Below are 16550 nucleotides of genomic sequence, written 5' to 3'. Positions count from 1 at the left end.
GCACTTTATGGGGTATCTGAAAGGGAAGAGTAGCACAATGCTGTATGAGCAATTCGGCGAGCTGAAATACAAGTACCGGAACCGAGAATTTTGGTGCAGAGGGTACTATGTGGACACAGTAGGGAAAAACGAGAGCCGAATTGCGGAGTATGTGAGGAACCAACTAAAAGAGGACGAGATGGGAGAACAACTGAGAATCCCATCTAACAGCCCGTTTACGGGCGGCAAGTAGCAGTCCTTACGCAGTTGGCAGATCGTATTACGCGTTGTACGCGTCCGCGAGGAACAAAGGGCTATGCCCGCATAGTGACAACCACCAGCTTCGCTGGTGGATGTGTTCATTTTTGCTTGCATTCCAGGAACTGCTATGGTATACTTAACATCAATAAACCATAAAGGAGACGGTGAGCCCTCGTGGACGAACCTCCGCCCAGTAACAACTGCATGACAGAATCAATGGAACGGGACAGCCTTACTCTCAGGGAGAGATAGGGTTGTCCTTTTGCGCGTTCCAAACAAACTTAAAAAGTTGGAGTGATTGTTTTCTTATGCCTGACAGTTCCAGTTTAACCATGGTAGTCATCCTTGTGATCCTCGTGATCCTGTCCGCCTACTTCTCCGCTACGGAGACGGCCTTTACGTCCCTCAACCGCATCCGTCTCAAGAGCAAAGCGGACGCCGGCAATCGCCGGGCGGCTCTGGCCCTCAAGCTGGTGGAGCAGTACGACAAGCTGCTCTCCACCATACTGGTGGGCAACAACATCGTCAACCTGTCTGCCTCCTCTCTGGCCACCGTGTTCTTTACCGAGGGACTGCGCCTGCAGAACGGCGCGGTGATCTCCACCGCCGTCATCACCATCGTGGTGCTGGTGTTTGGTGAGGTCTCCCCCAAGAGCCTGGCCAAGGAGTATCCCGAGAGCTTTGCCATGTTCTCCGCGCCCATAATGCGCATTCTGATGACCATTCTCACCCCGGTGAACTTCCTGTTCAGCCTGCTGAAGAAGCTGCTGTCCAAGGTCTTCCATAAGGAGGGGGACAGCGGCATCACCGAGGAGGAGCTGGTGACCATGGTGGACCAGGCCGAGAGCGAGGGCGGACTGGACCAGCATGAGAGCAAGCTCATCCGCTCCGCCATCGAGTTCAACGACATGGAGGTGGATGAGATCCTCACCCCCCGTGTGGACATCGTGGCGGTGGAAGATACCGACTCCATGGATGAGATCGCCCAGGCCTTTGCCGAAAGCGGCTACTCCCGTCTTCCGGTGTACCATGAGGACATTGACGACATCATCGGCGTGATCCATGAGAAGGACTTCCACGCCGCCCGCTACCGGGGCCAGACCGACGTGAAGGCCATTACCGGCCCCATGCTGTACACCACCGGCAACACCAAGATCTCCGAGCTGCTGCGGATCCTCCAGCGGGAGAAGGCTCACATGGTCATCGTGGTGGACGAGTACGGCGGCACCGAGGGTCTGGTGACCCTGGAGGACATTGTGGAGGAGCTGGTGGGCGAGATCTGGGACGAACACGACGAGGTCATTGAGGAGTTCAAGAAGCAGGAGGACGGCAGCTATCTCATCTCCTGCTCCGCCGACCTGACCGACCTGTTCGACCTGTTCTCCATCAAGGGCGAGTGCGACGCCAACACCATCTCTGGCTGGGTCATGGAGCAAATCGGCCGCATCCCCGAGGAAGGCGACCGGTTCCAGTCTGACGGCCTGGACGTTACCGTCACCAAGGTGGACCACCGCCGGGTGCTGGAGATCCGGGTGGAGGTGCTCCCTGAACCGGATGAGGAGAAAAAGGAGAAGGGAAAAGACCAGTGAGCAATCCCAATTTGGCCCTGGCGGTGGAGCTTCGCCATCAGCTCCACGCCCATCCGGAGCTGTCCGGACAGGAAATCTGGACCAAAGCCCGCCTAATGGAGTTTCTCAGAGAACATACTCATTTGGAGCTTGTGGACCGGGGCGACTGGTTTTATGCCCTGTGCCGGGGCAGGGGAGAGGGGAAGATCGCCTTCCGGGCGGACTTTGACGCCCTGCCCATTGAGGAAACCTGCGACCTGCCCTACCGCTCCCAGTGCCCCGGAGTGTCCCACAAGTGCGGCCACGACGGCCACAGCGCCGCCCTGGCTCTGCTGGGGCTCACCCTGGAGGAGACCGGAGCGGACAGGGACGTGTACCTGATCTTCCAGCCCGCCGAAGAGGTGGGGGGCGGAGGGGAGGCCTGCGCCGCTCTGCTGAAGGAGGAGGGCATCGGCGAGGTGTACGCCTTCCACAACATGCCCGGCTATCCGCTGCATACGGTGGCACTACGGGAAGGGACCATGAACTGCGCCTCCAAGGGTGTGACCTTCCGCTTTGAAGGGGTATCCACCCACGCCAGCACCCCCGAGCTGGGCCGCAACCCGGCCCAGGCGGTGGCGGGCCTTGTAGCTGCCCTGCCCGGCCTGACCCGACGGGAGGACCACCGGGGGCTGGTGATGGCCACCGTGGTCCAGATGGACGTGGGAGAGCCTGCCTTCGGCATCTCCGCCTACCGGGGAGCCCTGCTGCTCACCCTGCGGGCCCAGTATCAGCAGGAGCTGGACACCTTGCAGGAGCGGCTGACCGTGCTGGCCCGCCAGGCGGCAGACCGGGACGGCCTGAAGCTGACCATGGAGGAGCAGGATGTGTTCCCCGAGACTGCCAACCACCCCGCTGCCGTAGAAAAGGTAAGGGCGGCGGCCCGCCGGCTGGGACTGCCGGTGGTGGAGATGGCCGAGCCCATGCGGGGCTCGGAGGATTTTGGCTGGTACCTGCGTCAGGCGGAGGGAGCCATGTTCCTGCTGGGAGACGGAGAGGATCATGCTCCCCTCCACAGTGTGGACTTTGATTTTCCGGATCCCTTGCTGGAGACGGCCTGCAAGCTGTTTCAGGCCCTGATTTAAGCCATACATATCAAAAGACGCCCTGCAGTAATCCGCAGGGCGTCTTTTCGCATTCTCAGGTACGGGTTCGCTCCCAATAGGCGGCCATGCTCTCTCCAGGCTGACCGGTGACCTCATGGGAGAGGTAGGAGGCCAGTTCCCCGCCGGGCGTCCAGGACCGGGCGGAGGCCTCGTCAGGGAATTCCACCTCGGCGTAGAAGAAGCCGGTGTCCAGCTGGGGGTCCACCGAGTTGACCTCCAGGGTGAGGCCGCCGGGCAGGGAAAAGCGGCGCTGCTCCTTTTGGATCATGGGCTTGTTCAGCATAGCTTTCAGACGGTGGTAGTGGTCGGAGGTGAGCTCCAGCTCGATCTCCTCCCGCACAAGACCGCCTTTGCCTTTGAAGCACAGGACGTAGGCGGTGGAGCCTCCCACCACCGTCTCCCGGCGGATGCGGATGGCGGGACGGACGGCAAAGTAGCCCTGGTCCATCTCCAGAACGGTATTGGGAGTCAGGTCAGGCCAGCGATCCACCAGCCAGCGGCGTTCAATCTCCATATTTGATCCTCCTCAGAAGGGCAGGGCCACAATGGCGGGCACCAGGATGGGTACCGCCAGGGAGAGCACTACACCGGAGGTAAAGGAGTAGATGGTGATGCGCTCGTGGGTGGCACCCACCACCACGGGGAGCACCGTATCCATGGCGGCGGCACCGGGCAGGGCGGCGCACTCCACGTAGCCTACATAGCGGGCCACAAAGGGGATGGCCAGAATGGAGAAGATCTCCCGCATGACATTAGAAAGGAAGGACACTGCTGACACCGACAGGGAGTAGGGAGCCAGCAGGGTGGGGGCCAGGGAGTACCAGCCCATGCCGGCGGAGGCGGCAATGGAGTCCTTGACGCCCAGGGGCAGGAAGAGTCCCGCCAGAGCGGCAAAGACCAGGGTGCCCAAGCATACCGCCACCGGCACCAGCAGCACCTGGAAGCCGGCGGTTTTGATGTCGCTGACAAAGGTGCCCTGCTTGCCCATATCCATGCCTACCATAAAGAGAAGAAGGTAAAGGCCGAAATTGATGACGGTGCCGCAGTGGGCGGTGACGGCAGAGGGAAGGACGAAGCGGCCCGCCAGCATACCCAGTACCACCGCAATAACGATCCACTTGGTCAGGGAGTTGTCTGCTTTGCCGGCGGTATGGCCCTCCTCCTGGGTGGTCTGGGCAGTGCCCTGGGGGAGTCCCACATGGTCCAGCTTAAGAACAAATCGCCGCAGCAGCGTCAGGAAGAGAATGGAGCCAAACATGGCCAGTACTGTAATCAAGAGGGCTGCCAGGCCGATCTGCCCCAGAGAGGCGATGACCTCATCATTGGCACCCAGGTTTACGCCCAGGGTGACAATGAGGATCATCAGAGCCACAAACTGCAGCTTGCCGACCCACACCAGAGGACGGCTGCGGACGCCGGGCCGGGAGCCGATAAAGGCTCCCGCAATAACCAGAGCGATATAGATGGCCAGGTTGCTCAGGGTGCTGAGGGTGGTATCCATATCCATCGATCCTTTCCAATCAAAACATTGAAACAAAAATCCCGCAAAAACGCGGCAGTGCCATTCTAGCATATCTATTTTGGAAAGTCCACCCCGGAAAGACAGTGTGTAAATGGGGATAACATACAGATCAGATAAAACTTGATGGTTTAATTGTGGTACTGAAATTTTATTTTCTGTCCCCAAATTCGGGGAAAGATTTTTCCAAATTGCACAAAAAGCGGCGGCGAATTTTGGCCCCTGTACCTCAATTTCCACTTGCATCTCCAGTGTAAATGGGGTATAGTTTGGGTGAGCAAAAAAAGTATTTGGGCAAAAAATTTTTTGTGAGGTGATTGGAATGGGTACACCAAAAACAAAGAGCGCTGATACCGTATTTCAATGGAACGGTATCCCCCAGCCGGGTCAGTTGATCCCCCTGGGCCTCCAGCACGTGGTGGCTGCGGTAGTGGGTATCATTACGCCTGCTATTCTGGTTGCCAATACCTGTGGTCTGAGCGAGGCGGAGAAGACCCTGATGATCCAGGTCTCTCTGATCCTGACTGCTCTTGCCACTCTGCTTCAGCTTTTCCCCATCTTCCGGCGCATCGGCTCCGGACTGCCCGTCATCATGGGCATCAGCTTTGCGTACATTCCCACTCTCCAGGCCATCGGCGCGCAGTTTGACATTGCGACGATCCTGGGTGCTGAGATCGTGGGCGGCATCGTGGCCATCGTCTTCGGCATCTTCGTCAAGTGGATCCGCCCCCTGTTCCCGCCCCTGGTCACTGGCACCGTCATTTTCACCATCGGCCTGTCCCTCTATCCCACCGCTGTCAAGTATATGGCCGGCGGCGCCGGCACCGAGTGGTTCGGCAATGTGAAGAGCTGGGTGGTGGCCCTCATTACCCTGGTGGTGGTGGTCATCCTGTCCAACTTCACCAAGGGCATCTTCAAGCTGGGCGCTATCCTCATCGGTATGATCGTGGGCTATATCGTGGCCTACTTCGTGGGCATGGTGGACTTCTCCAGCGTGGGCACCTCTGCCTGGTTCGCTCTGCCCGAGGTCATGCCCTTTGAGATCAAGTTCGTTCCCTCTGCCTGCGTGTCCCTGGCCATTGTGTATGTGGTCAACGCGGTGCAGACCATCGGCGACCTGTCCTCCACCACCATGGGCGGCATGGACCGTATGCCTACCGATAAGGAGCTGTCCGGCGGTATCATTGGCCAGGGCATCATGAGCATCATCGGCGCCTTCTTCGGCGGCCTGCCCACCGCTTCCTACAGCCAGAACGTGGGTATCGTCACCGTGAACAAGGTTATCAACCGGGCTGTCTTCACCCTGGCTGCCGGCATCCTGCTGGTGGCTGGCCTGGTGCCCAAGTTTGCTTCCCTGCTCACCACCATTCCCCAGTGCGTCATCGGCGGCGCCACCATCTCCGTGTTCGCCACCATTACCATGACCGGTATCCGCATGATCACTGAGGGCGGCTTCACTCCCCGCAAGAGCTCCGTGGTCGGCCTGTCCGTGGCTCTGGGCGTGGGCATCACTCAGGTGTCCGGCTGCCTGGCCGGCGAGGGCTTCCCTGAGTGGGTGAACACCGTGTTCGGTTCCTCCTCCGTGGTGGTCGCCACCATCTTGGCTATCATCCTGAACCTGACTCTCCCCAAGGAGAAGCAGAGCAAGTAAGAAAAACGAGACCCGGCTCCCACGGGAGCCGGGTCCTCACTTATCCGGAGAAAGAAGCGGGCTGTGTAGAACACAGCCCGCCCCTGCCGGAAACTTACTCTTTGGCTTCGTCGATGTAGCTGTACAGAGTGTACTTGGAGATGCCGAAGAATTTGCACACCTTGTCGCCGCTCTTGGTGATCAGGAAGGCACCGGTGTCGTTCAAAAATTGCACGGCTTTCACCTTGTCTTCCTTGTTCATCAGCGCCACCGGCTTGCCTACGATTTTCACGCTCTGCTCCATCAGCTCATCCAGCAGATCAGAGACGTTGCGGGAGATGGCCTCCGGCTCCTTCTCCTCCTTCTCGGTGGCGGTGAACTGCTTGAGCGCCGTCTCCATGGCCAGCATCAGGGTGATGTCGTAGTTGATGCCGAAGATCCCGATGGGGGTGCCGTCATCATCCCGGATGTAGATGGTGGTGGACTTGAGGATCTTGCCATCCTTGGTGCGGGTCAGATAGCACAGGTGATCCTGAAGCTGATCCCGGTTGCCCCGCAGTGCCTCCAGCACCACATGGGACGGACCGTCCCCCACCTTGCGGCCGGTGACCTGGCCATTCTCAATGGCGACGATGGAGCTCTCCGGATCGTTGGTGGCCAGATCGTGGACCACCACTTCGCAGTTGGGGCCAAACTGACTGGCGATGCCTTTTGCCAGCTTCAGCAGGAATTGCAGGGTAGATGCCTCTGGCATGTCGATTCCCTCCTTACGTGGGTCCGCGCGGGGATGCACTATGTAAACGCAGGGGTTTCCACTGATTGGAATGCAGCCGCCCCGGCGTCAGACTCCCTTTGATGATCGCTTTTATTGTACCACATTCCGTGGAAGATTCAACTGATTTTGAATGCCTAAAAAATTTTTTGTTTTTCAAACAAAAGTGTTGCATCTCCGTGCGAATTGTGGTATGATAGAGCCATCGAAGGGTTTAAACTATAGTCAATATTTACAAATTTTCATATGAAAAGTTGTGGCTGCAACGGAGTGCTTTCGCGCACGGGCTGGATGGACCTTGGGTTCTGCTGAGGCTGCTGCCGCAACCTCTGAAAAGCCGAACTTCAACTGTCCATTCCACCAGGAATGGGCAATTTTTTTACGGAGAAATGAAAAACGAAAAGGAGGACTTTATTATGCTGCTGGTCGGAAATGGCAGACTGATTACCCGGAGTGAGGAGCTTCCCTATCTGGAGGACGGCGCCGTCGTTCTGGACGGCGAGGTGGTCAAGGAGGTCGGCTCCCTGGCCGACATGAAGGCCAAGTACCCCGACGCCGAGTTCGTGGACGCCAAGGGCGGCGTCATCATGCCCGGTCTTATCAATGTCCATACCCATATTTATTCCGGACTGGCCCGTGGCCTGTCCATCAACGGCTTCAACCCCACCAACTTCTTTGAGGTGCTGGACGGCCAGTGGTGGTACATCGACCGCCACCTGACCCTGGACGGCACCCGCGCCTGCGCCTATGCCACCGTGCTGGACTGCATCCGGGACGGCGTGACCACCATCTTTGATCACCACGCCTCCTTCTGCGAGATTCCCGGCTCCCTCTTCGCCATCAAGGACGTGTGCAAGGAGCTGGGTATGCGTGCCAACCTGTGCTACGAGGTCTCCGAGCGGGACGGCCAGGAGAAGTGCGACCAGTCCATCCAGGAGAACGCCGACTTTGCCAAGTGGGCCAAGGAGCAGGACGACGACATGATCAAGGCCATGTTCGGCGGCCACGCCCTGTTCACCATCTCCGACAAGACCTTTGAGAAGATGGTCAAGGCCAACGATGGCATGACCGGCTTCCATGTCCACGTGGCCGAGGGCATGAACGACGTGTACGACTCCCTGCAGAACTACGGCTGCCGGCCCATCAACCGTCTGCTGTACAACGGCATCCTGGGTGAGAAGACCATGCTGGGCCACTGCATCCACGTCTCTCCCGCCGAGATGGACATCATCAAGGAGACCGGCACCATGGTGTGCAACAACCCCGAGTCCAACATGGGTAACGCCGTGGGCTGCTCCCCCGTGCTGCAGATGTACAACAAGGGCATCCTCATCGGCCTGGGCACCGACGCCTACACCCACGACATGCTGGAGAGTCTGAAGGTCCTGCTGCCCATGCAGCGCCACAATGCCTGCATGCCCAACGTGGGCTGGTGTGAGGCCACCGGTATGCTCTTCCAGAACAACGCCAAGATCTGCTCCCGCTACTTCAAGAAGCCTCTGGGCGTGCTGAAGCCCGGCGCCGCCGCCGACGTCATCGTGATGGACTACAAGCCCTTCACCCCCTTCTCCGACGCCAACATCGACGGCCACATGCTCTTCGGCATGATGGGCAAGAACTGCCGCACCACCATCATCAACGGCAAGGTGCTCTACAAGGACCGCGAGTTCGTGGGCATTGACGAAGACAAGATCAACGCCTGGTGCATGGAGCAGAGTAAAAAACTGTGGGGAGAGCTGAACCACTGCACTTACTAAGAAATCCCCCAAAAGTAAAAACAAGATGTAATTCCGAGTTATAACGATAACTGGAGGTTTTGATTATGAGCGATATTATGCGTCCCATGCCTTTTGCCCACCTGATGAGCTGGATCCTGAGCGAGTACAAGAGCCAGGGCTCTATCTTCGGCGTATCCAAGCTGGTCAAGCATGCCGATGGCAAGGCCCTGCCCATCTTTGAGGAGAAGATCGAGTCTCCCTACGGCCCCGCCGCCGGCCCCCACACCCAGCTGGCCCAGAACATCATCGCCGCTTACGCCGCCGGCAGCCGCTTCTTTGAGGTGAAGACCGTTCAGGTCATGGACGGCGACGAGCTCTCCAAGTGCGTCAACAAGCCCTGCATCACCGCCGCCGACGAGTGCTACAACTGCGAGTGGTCCACCGAGCTGTACGTGCCCCAGGCCTTTGCCGAGTACGTCAAGGCCTGGTTCGCCTGCAAGCTGCTGGCCAAGGAGCTGGAGCTGGGCGATCCCAACGGCTTCGTGTTCAACATGAGCGTGGGCTACGACCTGGCCGGCATCAAGAGCGAGAAGGTGGACAAGTACATCAACGGCATGATGGACGCCTCCCAGACTGAGGTGTGGAAGGAGTGCATGGACTGGGCCATGGCCAACCTGGACAAGTTCCAGAACGTGGATGAGGCCTATGTGCGCGCCATTTCCCCCAAGGTGTCTGACTCCATCACCGAGTCCACCCTCCACGGCTGCCCCCCCGATGAGATCGAGCGCATTGCCACCTATCTCATCACTGAGAAGAACCTGAACACCTACATCAAGTGCAACCCCACTCTGCTGGGCTATGAGTTTGCCCGCAAGGCCCTGGACGGCCTGGGCTTCGACTACATCGCCTTTGACGACCACCACTTCCTGGAGGACCTGCAGTGGGAGGACGCCATCCCCATGTTCCACCGCCTGATGAAGCTCACCGGCGAGCGGGGCCTGGAGTTCGGCGTGAAGATAACCAATACCTTCCCCGTGGACGTGAAGGCCGGCGAGCTGCCCAGCGAGGAGATGTACATGTCCGGCCGCTCCCTGTACCCCCTGTCCCTGTCCCTGGCCGGCATGCTGTCCAAGGAGTTCAAGGGCAAGCTGCGCATCTCCTACTCCGGCGGCGCCGACATCCACTCCATCAAGAAGCTGTTTGAGGCTGGTATCTGGCCCATCACCATGGCCACCACCGTCCTCAAGCCCGGCGGCTATCAGCGCATGAGCCAGATCGGCAAGGAGCTGATGGACATCAGCTATGAGCCCTGGACCGGCGTGGACGTGGCCAAGGCCGATGCCCTGGTGAAGGAGTTCGTCACCGACGTCCACTACCAGAAGCCCATGAAGCCCATCCCCAGCCGCAAGATGGACAAGAAGGTGCCCCTCATCGACTGCTTCGAGGCTCCCTGCCGCAACGGCTGCCCCATTGAGCAGGATATCCCCGCCTACCTGATGAAGGTCAGCGAGGGCAAGTACGAGGAGGCCCTCCAGATCATCACCCACCGCAACGCCCTGCCCTTTATCACCGGTACCATCTGCTCTCACCGCTGCCAGGACAAGTGCATGCGCAACGCCTACGACGAGAGCGTGTATATCCGCACCCAGAAGCTGAAGGCTGCCGAGGGCGGCTTTGAGGCCCTGCTGCCCAAGCTGAAGCCCGCCGCCCCCGTGGCCGGCAAGAAGGTTGCCGTCATCGGCGGCGGCCCCGCCGGTATGTCCGCTGCCTACTTCCTGGGCCGCGCCGGTGTGGACGTGACCATCTTTGAGCGCAAGGACGCTCTGGGCGGCATCGTCCGCCACGTGATCCCCGCCTTCCGGATCAGCGACGCCGCCATCGACAACGACGTCAAGCTGATGAACGCCATGGGCGTGAAGGTGGAGCTGAATACCGAGGTCAAGAGCGTGCAGGAGCTCTTCGACAAGGGCTACACCCAGGTCATCCTGGCCACCGGCGCCTGGCACAAGGGCAGCGCCGGCATGGAGTACGGCGAGGAAATGAACGTCATCGAGTTCCTGGAGAAGGCCAAGAAGGCCCCCGAGAGCCTGAAGCTGGGCAAGAATGTGGTGGTCATCGGCGGCGGCAACACCGCTATGGACGCTGCCCGTGCTGCCAAGCGTATCCCCGGCGTGGAGAAGGTCTCCCTGGTCTACCGCCGCACCAAGCGCTACATGCCCGCCGACCAGGAGGAACTGGAGCTGGCTCTGGAGGACGGCGTGGAGTTCTGTGAGCTGCTGGCCCCCGTGGGCGTGAAGGACGGCGTGCTCACCTGCCACCAGATGGAGCTGGGCGCTCCCGACGCCTCCGGCCGCCGCTCCCCCGTGGACACCGGCAAGGTGGTCACTGTGGATGCCGACACCGTCATCACCGCCGTGGGCGAGAAGGTGGACACCGATCTGTACACCGCTAACGGCATGGAGGTGGACAAGAAGGGTAAGGCTGTGGTCAATGCCGACACCCTGGAGTCCTCCGTCAAGAATGTCTATGTCATCGGTGACGGCCAGAAGGGCCCCGGCACCGTGGTGGAGGCCATTGCCGGCGCTACCAAGGCTGCCCGTGCCATCCAGGACTTTGACGTGAACGTGTACGTGGAGAAGAACGTCAACGCCGACTACCAGAAGCCTCTGGCCAAGCGCGGCGACATCTGCACCGACTGCAGCAGCTGCGACGACGTCCGCTGCCTGGGCTGCGCCACCGTGTGCGAGACCTGTACCGAGGTGTGCCCCAACCGTGCCAACGTGGCCATCGCCGTGCCCGGTATGCGGATGCGCCAGATCATCCACGTGGACGGCATGTGCAACGAGTGCGGCAACTGCGCCACCTTCTGCCCCTACGACAGCCGTCCCTACAAGGATAAGTTCACCCTGTTCTGGAGCGAAGAGGACTTCGTCAACAGCGAGAACGAGGGCTTCCTGAAGCTGGAGGGCACCAAGACCCGCGTCCGTCTGGGCGGCCAGGTCAAGGAGTACGACGTGGCCGACGCCGGCTGCGGCCTGTACGATCCTCTGCGCAAGCTGATCTGCGCTGTGTACGACAACTACAGCTATCTGCTGAAGTAAGTCAATATCGGTCCACTGCCACCCCCCACGGCAGCGCGCATCGCCTCAGTGTTTACTGAGGCTTTGCGCGCACGTGGGGTTGCGGCGGCTGGACGCCCAAATTACAGACCGGACGGGCATATGTGGTCCCCGACCGGTATAAGGAGGAACCCAACATGGCACCGACCCAAAACAACCGCATCGCCATGGTATACTGTGCCGGCGGCAGCCGGGCCAAGCGCCGGGGCGAGGCGGATCTGTCCTACCTGGACTGCAGCATGGCAAAGCAGGCCTTTGCCGACGGCGTGTTGGAGTGCGCTCAGGGGTGCCTGGGCCTGGGCAGCTGCGTGGAAGCCTGCCGCCTGGACGCCATCCACATTGGCCACCACGGCGCCGCCGTGGTGGACCGGGACGCCTGCGTGGGCTGCGGCCTGTGCGTGGAGGCCTGTCCGCAGGGATTGATCCATCTGGTGGACGTGGACACCGTCATCGTGCCCCGCTGTTCCAACCAGGACGCTGGCCCTGCCGCCCGCAATGCCTGCGACGTCAGCTGCATCACCTGCCGGATCTGCGAGAAAAACTGCCCGGCGGCCGCCATCACCATGGTGGACAACCACGCGGTCATTGATCCGGAGCGCTGCATCTCCTGCGGCATGTGCGCGGTGAAGTGCCCCCGCGGCGTGATCGCAGACGCCAACGGTATCTTTACCGTGGCCGACTTTGCATAGGAAAGAGGAACCACAGATGAGCTATTCTTTTACCGTTAACGGCGTCCTCCGTACCACTGAGGAGGATAAGCCCCTGCTGCGCTATCTGCGCGACGATCTGCACCTCTATTCCGTCAAGGACGGATGCAGCGAGGGTGCCTGCGGCACCTGTACCATTGTAGTGGACGGCAAGGCGATCAAGTCCTGCGTCCTTACCACCAAGAAGGCAGTGGGGAAGACCATCCTCACCGTGGAGGGCCTGTCTCATGATGAGCAGGAGGCCTTTGTATACGCCTTCGGCAAGGTGGGCGCCGTCCAGTGCGGTTTCTGCATCCCCGGCATGGTGATGGCGGGCAAGGCCCTCATCGATCAGAACCCCAACCCCACCGAAGAGGACATCAAGAAGGCAATCCGGGGCAACATCTGCCGCTGCACCGGCTACAAGAAGATCATTGAGGGTATTTCCCTCACCGCCGCCATCCTCCGGGGCGAGGAGAAGATTGACCCCGAGCTGGAGAAGGGCGACATCTACGGCGTGGGCGACCGGGCCTTCCGCACTGACGTGCGGGGCAAGGTGCTGGGCAGCGGCGCCTACTGTGACGACATCGAGATGGAGGGCATGGTCCACGCCTCCGCCGTCCGCTCTCAGTATCCCAGAGCCCGTGTGCTGGACATCGACGCCTCCAAGGCCCTGGAGCTGCCCGGCGTGCTGGCCGTCCTCACCGCTGAGGACGTGCCCAACAACAAGGTGGGCCACATCCAGCAGGACTGGGATGTGATGATCGCCAAGGGCGATATCACCCGCTGCCTGGGCGACGCCATCTGCCTGGTGGTGGCCGAGGATGAGAAGACCCTGGCTCAGGCCAAAAAGCTGGTGAAGATCAGCTACGAGCCCCTGGAGCCGGTGCGCTCCATCCAGGAGGCCATGGCGGAGGACGCGCCCAAGCTCCATCCCAACGGCAACCTGTGCCAGCAGCGCCATGTGACCCGTGGCGACGCCAAGACCGCTCTGGCCAACTCCAAGTATGTGGTGACCCAGAGCTACAAGACCCCCTTCACCGAGCACGCCTTCCTGGAGCCCGAGTGCGCCGTGGCCTTCCCCTATAAGGACGGCGTGAAGGTGTACACCTCCGATCAGGGCGTGTACGACACCCGGAAGGAGATCTCCATCATGCTGGGCTGGGAGCCCGACCGCATCGTGGTGGAGAACAAATTCGTGGGCGGCGGCTTCGGCGGCAAGGAGGACGTGTCCGTGCAGCACCTGGCGGTGCTGGCGGCCCTGAAGGTGAATCGGCCCGTGAAGGCCAAGCTCACCCGGCAGGAGTCCATCAACTTCCACCCCAAGCGCCACTATATGGAGGGTACCTTTACTCTGGGCTGCGATGAGAACGGTATCTTCACCGGCCTGGACTGTGAGATCTACTTCGACACCGGCGCCTACGCCTCTCTGTGCGGCCCCGTACTGGAGCGTGCCTGCACCCACTCCGTGGGTCCCTACTGCTACCAGAACACCGACATCCGCGGCTTCGGTTACTACACCAACAATCCCCCCGCCGGCGCCTTCCGCGGCTTCGGCGTGTGCCAGAGTGAGTTTGCTCTGGAGTCCAACATCAACCTGCTGGCCGAGAAGGTGGGCATCTCCCCCTGGGAGATCCGCTACCGCAACGCCATCGAGCCGGGCAAGGTGCTGCCCAACGGCCAGATCGCCGACTGCTCCACCGCACTGAAGGAGACCCTGCTGGCCGTCAAGGACGTGTATGAGGCCAACATGGACCACGCGGGCATCGCCTGCGCCATGAAGAACGCCGGCGTGGGCGTGGGCCTGCCCGACAAGGGCCGCTGCAAGCTGGTGGTGCGGGACGGCATGGTGGAGCTGTATGCCGCCGCCTCCGACATCGGCCAGGGCTGCGCCACCGTCTTCCTCCAGGTTCTCTCCCAGACCACCGGGCTGCCCCGGCTGCTGCTGCGGAACATGGGCGCCAACTCCGAGGTGGCGCCCGACTCGGGCACCACCTCCGGTTCCCGCCAGACCCTCATCACCGGTGAGGCGGTACGCATGGCCGCTGTGGACCTGAAGGCCGACATGGATCAGGTGGGCGGTGACCTGAGCAAGCTGGAGGGCAAGGAGTACTTTGCCGAGTTCTTCGATCCCACCGACAAGCTGGGCTCCGACAAGCCCAACCCCAAGAGCCATGTGGCCTACGGCTTTGCCACCCATGTGGTCATTCTGGACGACGAGGGCAAGGTCAAGGAGGTCTACGCGGCCCACGACTCCGGCAAGGTGGTCAACCCCACCTCCATCCAGGGTCAGATCGAGGGCGGCGTGCTCATGGGTCTGGGCTATGCCCTCACCGAGGACTTCCCCCTGAAGGACTGCGTACCCCAGGCCAAGTACGGTACCCTGGGCCTGATGCGGGCCAATCAGATCCCCGACATCCACGCCATCTATGTGGAGAAGGATGAGCTGCTGCCCTTTGCCTATGGCGCCAAGGGTATCGGCGAGATCGCCACCATCCCCACCGCGCCGGCGGTCCAGGGCGCCTATTACGCCAAGGACCACATCCTGCGCACCAGCCTTCCCATGGAGAACACCTTCTACAAAAAGTAAGCTGACCACCCAAGCGCTCATACCCAGTTTCCCAGTATAGGAGGCCGCCGTCAGACCTTCCCGGGGGCCTCAGAGCAGCGGAGCAGACCGCTCCGCTCTGAGGCCCCTTTTTTGCTGATTTCAGGTGGAAAAACCGGTGGAAAAATCAGCCGAAACAGGCTGCCAAAAACGGCACCAAAAAAATTTTTAGCTTCTCAATATTTTTTTCAGATTTCCTCTTGACATCTGGAAAACAAGTGGTATGATGGTCTCAGAAAACAAAAGAAAGTTTGCCGGTAGGCAAAGAAATTTTGGAGGCGAGTGTTCGATGAAAGACCAGCTCAAATGGGTCCTCAACAAAATGCCGAAGAGCGACGACAAGCAGCTGGACGTCATGTCCCTGTCCAACGTTGCCAAGGCCCGCTTCTTCCATAGCTCCTTCCCCCAGTACTCCATCACTCCTCTGGCTCAGCTGGAGGGCATGGCCAAGTACCTGGGCCTGGGCGGCATCTATGTGAAGGATGAGTCCTACCGTTTCGGCCTCAACGCCTTTAAGGTGCTGGGCGGCTCCTTCGCCATGGCCAAGTACATCGCCAGCGAGATGGGCCGGGATGTGTCCGAGATGACTTATGACTACCTGACCAGCGAGGCTTTCCGCAAGGAGTTCGGTCAGGCTACCTTCTTTACCGCCACCGACGGCAACCATGGCCGCGGCGTGGCCTGGGCTGCCAACAAGCTGGGCCAGAAGGCCGTGGTACATATGCCCAAGGGCAGCGCCAAGTCCCGCTTTGACAACATTGCCAAGGAGGGCGCCAAGGTCACCATCGAGGAAGTCAACTACGACGACTGCGTGCGCATGGCCGCCGCCGAGGCCGCCGAGACCGAGCACGGCGTCATCGTGCAGGACACCGCCTGGGACGGCTACGAGGAGATCCCCTCCTGGATCATGCAGGGCTACGGCACCATGGCCAACGAGGCTTCCGAGCAGCTGCGTCAGTGCGGCGTGAACCGCCCCACTCACGTGTTCGTGCAGGCCGGCGTGGGCTCTCTGGCCGGCGCTGTGGTGGGCTACTTCACCAACCTGTACCCCAACGATCCTCCCAAGTTCGTGGTGATGGAGGCCCGTGCCGCCGACTGCCTGTATCAGGGCGCTCTGGCCGGCGACGGCTCTCCCCGCATCGTGACCGGCGACCTGCAGACCATCATGGCCGGTCTGGCCTGCGGTGAGCCCAACACCATCTCCTGGGACATCCTGCGCAACCATGTGTCCGCCTTCATCTCCTGCCCCGACTGGGTGTCCGCCAAGGGCATGCGCATGCTGGGCATGCCTGTCAAGGGCGATCCCACCGTGATTTCCGGCGAGTCCGGCGCCGTGGGCATGGGCTGCCTGGACACCATCATGTGCGACGACACCTACAAGGAGCTGCGTGACGCTCTGGAGCTCAACCGCTTCAGCCAGGTGCTCATGTTCTCCACCGAGGGCAACACCGATCCCCTGAAGTTCCGCCGGGTGATCTGGGACGGCGAGTATCCTACCACCGAGACTCCCCAGAAGCCCTACTAAGTGTGTGCTGACCGGGCTAT

The 16550-nt window shown here is 60.6% G+C and carries 12 protein-coding genes; 9 read left to right on the top strand and 3 right to left on the bottom strand.

The window, feature by feature from the left end:
* From B5G34_RS15555 to B5G34_RS15545, 3 genes are all read left to right on the top strand, one after another.
* Positions 1 to 232: transposase (locus B5G34_RS15555; protein WP_204245966.1), on the top strand; the 232-nt coding region annotated here is incomplete at its 5' end.
* A 316-nt stretch (positions 233 to 548) separates the two neighbouring features.
* Positions 549 to 1829 (top strand): hemolysin family protein, encoded by a 1281-nt coding sequence (locus B5G34_RS15550; protein WP_087339612.1) that lies wholly within the window; start codon positions 549 to 551, stop codon positions 1827 to 1829.
* Positions 1826 to 2932: an amidohydrolase gene (locus tag B5G34_RS15545; RefSeq protein ID WP_087339609.1), complete on the top strand. Its 1107-nt coding sequence runs from the start codon at positions 1826 to 1828 to the stop codon at positions 2930 to 2932. The genes B5G34_RS15550 and B5G34_RS15545 overlap by 4 nt, the downstream gene beginning before the upstream one ends.
* Before the next feature lie 55 nt (positions 2933 to 2987).
* Here the strand turns inward: B5G34_RS15545 and B5G34_RS15540 are convergent, their stop codons facing one another.
* Positions 2988 to 3467, bottom strand: a complete 480-nt coding sequence (locus B5G34_RS15540) for a hypothetical protein (protein ID WP_087339605.1) — start codon at positions 3465 to 3467, stop codon at positions 2988 to 2990.
* A 12-nt stretch (positions 3468 to 3479) separates the two neighbouring features.
* Positions 3480 to 4454 carry a lysine exporter LysO family protein gene (locus tag B5G34_RS15535; RefSeq protein ID WP_087339626.1) on the bottom strand — a complete coding sequence of 325 codons (975 nt, stop codon included), beginning with the start codon at positions 4452 to 4454 and terminating at the stop codon, positions 3480 to 3482.
* Positions 4455 to 4794: 340 nt separating this feature from the next.
* Here B5G34_RS15535 and B5G34_RS15530 point away from each other — a divergent pair, with 340 nt between their 5' ends.
* Entirely contained in the window at positions 4795 to 6123 is a 1329-nt protein-coding gene (locus B5G34_RS15530; protein WP_087339602.1) for a solute carrier family 23 protein, read from the top strand.
* Positions 6124 to 6217: 94 nt separating this feature from the next.
* Here B5G34_RS15530 and B5G34_RS15525 read toward each other — a convergent pair whose 3' ends face one another.
* Entirely contained in the window at positions 6218 to 6856 is a 639-nt protein-coding gene (locus tag B5G34_RS15525; protein WP_087339598.1) for a helix-turn-helix transcriptional regulator, read from the bottom strand.
* Positions 6857 to 7290: 434 nt separating this feature from the next.
* Here B5G34_RS15525 and ssnA point away from each other — a divergent pair, with 434 nt between their 5' ends.
* The 5 genes from ssnA to dpaL all read left to right on the top strand — a co-directional run bounded on the left by ssnA (position 7291) and on the right by dpaL (position 16530).
* Complete coding sequence (gene ssnA, locus B5G34_RS15520; RefSeq protein WP_087339595.1) at positions 7291 to 8631, top strand: putative aminohydrolase SsnA; 1341 nt, start codon at positions 7291 to 7293, stop codon at positions 8629 to 8631.
* A gap of 65 nt (positions 8632 to 8696) precedes the next feature.
* Positions 8697 to 11693 (top strand): putative selenate reductase subunit YgfK, encoded by a 2997-nt coding sequence (ygfK, locus tag B5G34_RS15515; RefSeq protein WP_087339591.1) that lies wholly within the window; start codon positions 8697 to 8699, stop codon positions 11691 to 11693.
* Positions 11694 to 11848: 155 nt separating this feature from the next.
* Complete coding sequence (locus B5G34_RS15510; RefSeq protein ID WP_087339588.1) at positions 11849 to 12400, top strand: 4Fe-4S binding protein; 552 nt, start codon at positions 11849 to 11851, stop codon at positions 12398 to 12400.
* Positions 12401 to 12416: 16 nt separating this feature from the next.
* The gene (gene xdh / locus B5G34_RS15505; protein WP_087339585.1) at positions 12417 to 14987 is read left to right on the top strand and encodes a selenium-dependent xanthine dehydrogenase; all 2571 of its coding nucleotides are present in this window, start codon (positions 12417 to 12419) and stop codon (positions 14985 to 14987) included.
* Between the two features lie 307 nt (positions 14988 to 15294).
* Positions 15295 to 16530, top strand: coding sequence for a diaminopropionate ammonia-lyase (gene dpaL / locus B5G34_RS15500; protein WP_087339580.1), 1236 nt, complete (start codon positions 15295 to 15297; stop codon positions 16528 to 16530).
* The last annotated feature ends 20 nt before the right edge of the window (positions 16531 to 16550 follow it).

The organism is Flavonifractor sp. An82 (assembly GCF_002159265.1).
GTDB lineage: Bacteria > Bacillota > Clostridia > Oscillospirales > Oscillospiraceae > Flavonifractor.
Note: the sequence above shows the minus strand (reverse complement) of the source record. Positions and strands in the feature narration are given on the sequence as shown.

Bases quoted from the DNA above. Each gene is read 5' to 3' on its own strand.
- B5G34_RS15550 (WP_087339612.1), top strand. From the start codon at position 549: ATGCCTGACAGTTCCAGTTTAACCATGGTAGTCATCCTTGTGATCCTC.
- B5G34_RS15540 (WP_087339605.1), bottom strand. From the start codon at position 3,467: ATGGAGATTGAACGCCGCTGGCTGGTGGATCGCTGGCCTGACCTGACT.
- B5G34_RS15535 (WP_087339626.1), bottom strand. From the start codon at position 4,454: ATGGATACCACCCTCAGCACCCTGAGCAACCTGGCCATCTATATCGCT.
- B5G34_RS15530 (WP_087339602.1), top strand. From the start codon at position 4,795: ATGGGTACACCAAAAACAAAGAGCGCTGATACCGTATTTCAATGGAAC.
- B5G34_RS15525 (WP_087339598.1), bottom strand. From the start codon at position 6,856: ATGCCAGAGGCATCTACCCTGCAATTCCTGCTGAAGCTGGCAAAAGGC.
- ssnA (WP_087339595.1), top strand. From the start codon at position 7,291: ATGCTGCTGGTCGGAAATGGCAGACTGATTACCCGGAGTGAGGAGCTT.
- ygfK (WP_087339591.1), top strand. From the start codon at position 8,697: ATGAGCGATATTATGCGTCCCATGCCTTTTGCCCACCTGATGAGCTGG.
- B5G34_RS15510 (WP_087339588.1), top strand. From the start codon at position 11,849: ATGGCACCGACCCAAAACAACCGCATCGCCATGGTATACTGTGCCGGC.
- xdh (WP_087339585.1), top strand. From the start codon at position 12,417: ATGAGCTATTCTTTTACCGTTAACGGCGTCCTCCGTACCACTGAGGAG.
- dpaL (WP_087339580.1), top strand. From the start codon at position 15,295: ATGAAAGACCAGCTCAAATGGGTCCTCAACAAAATGCCGAAGAGCGAC.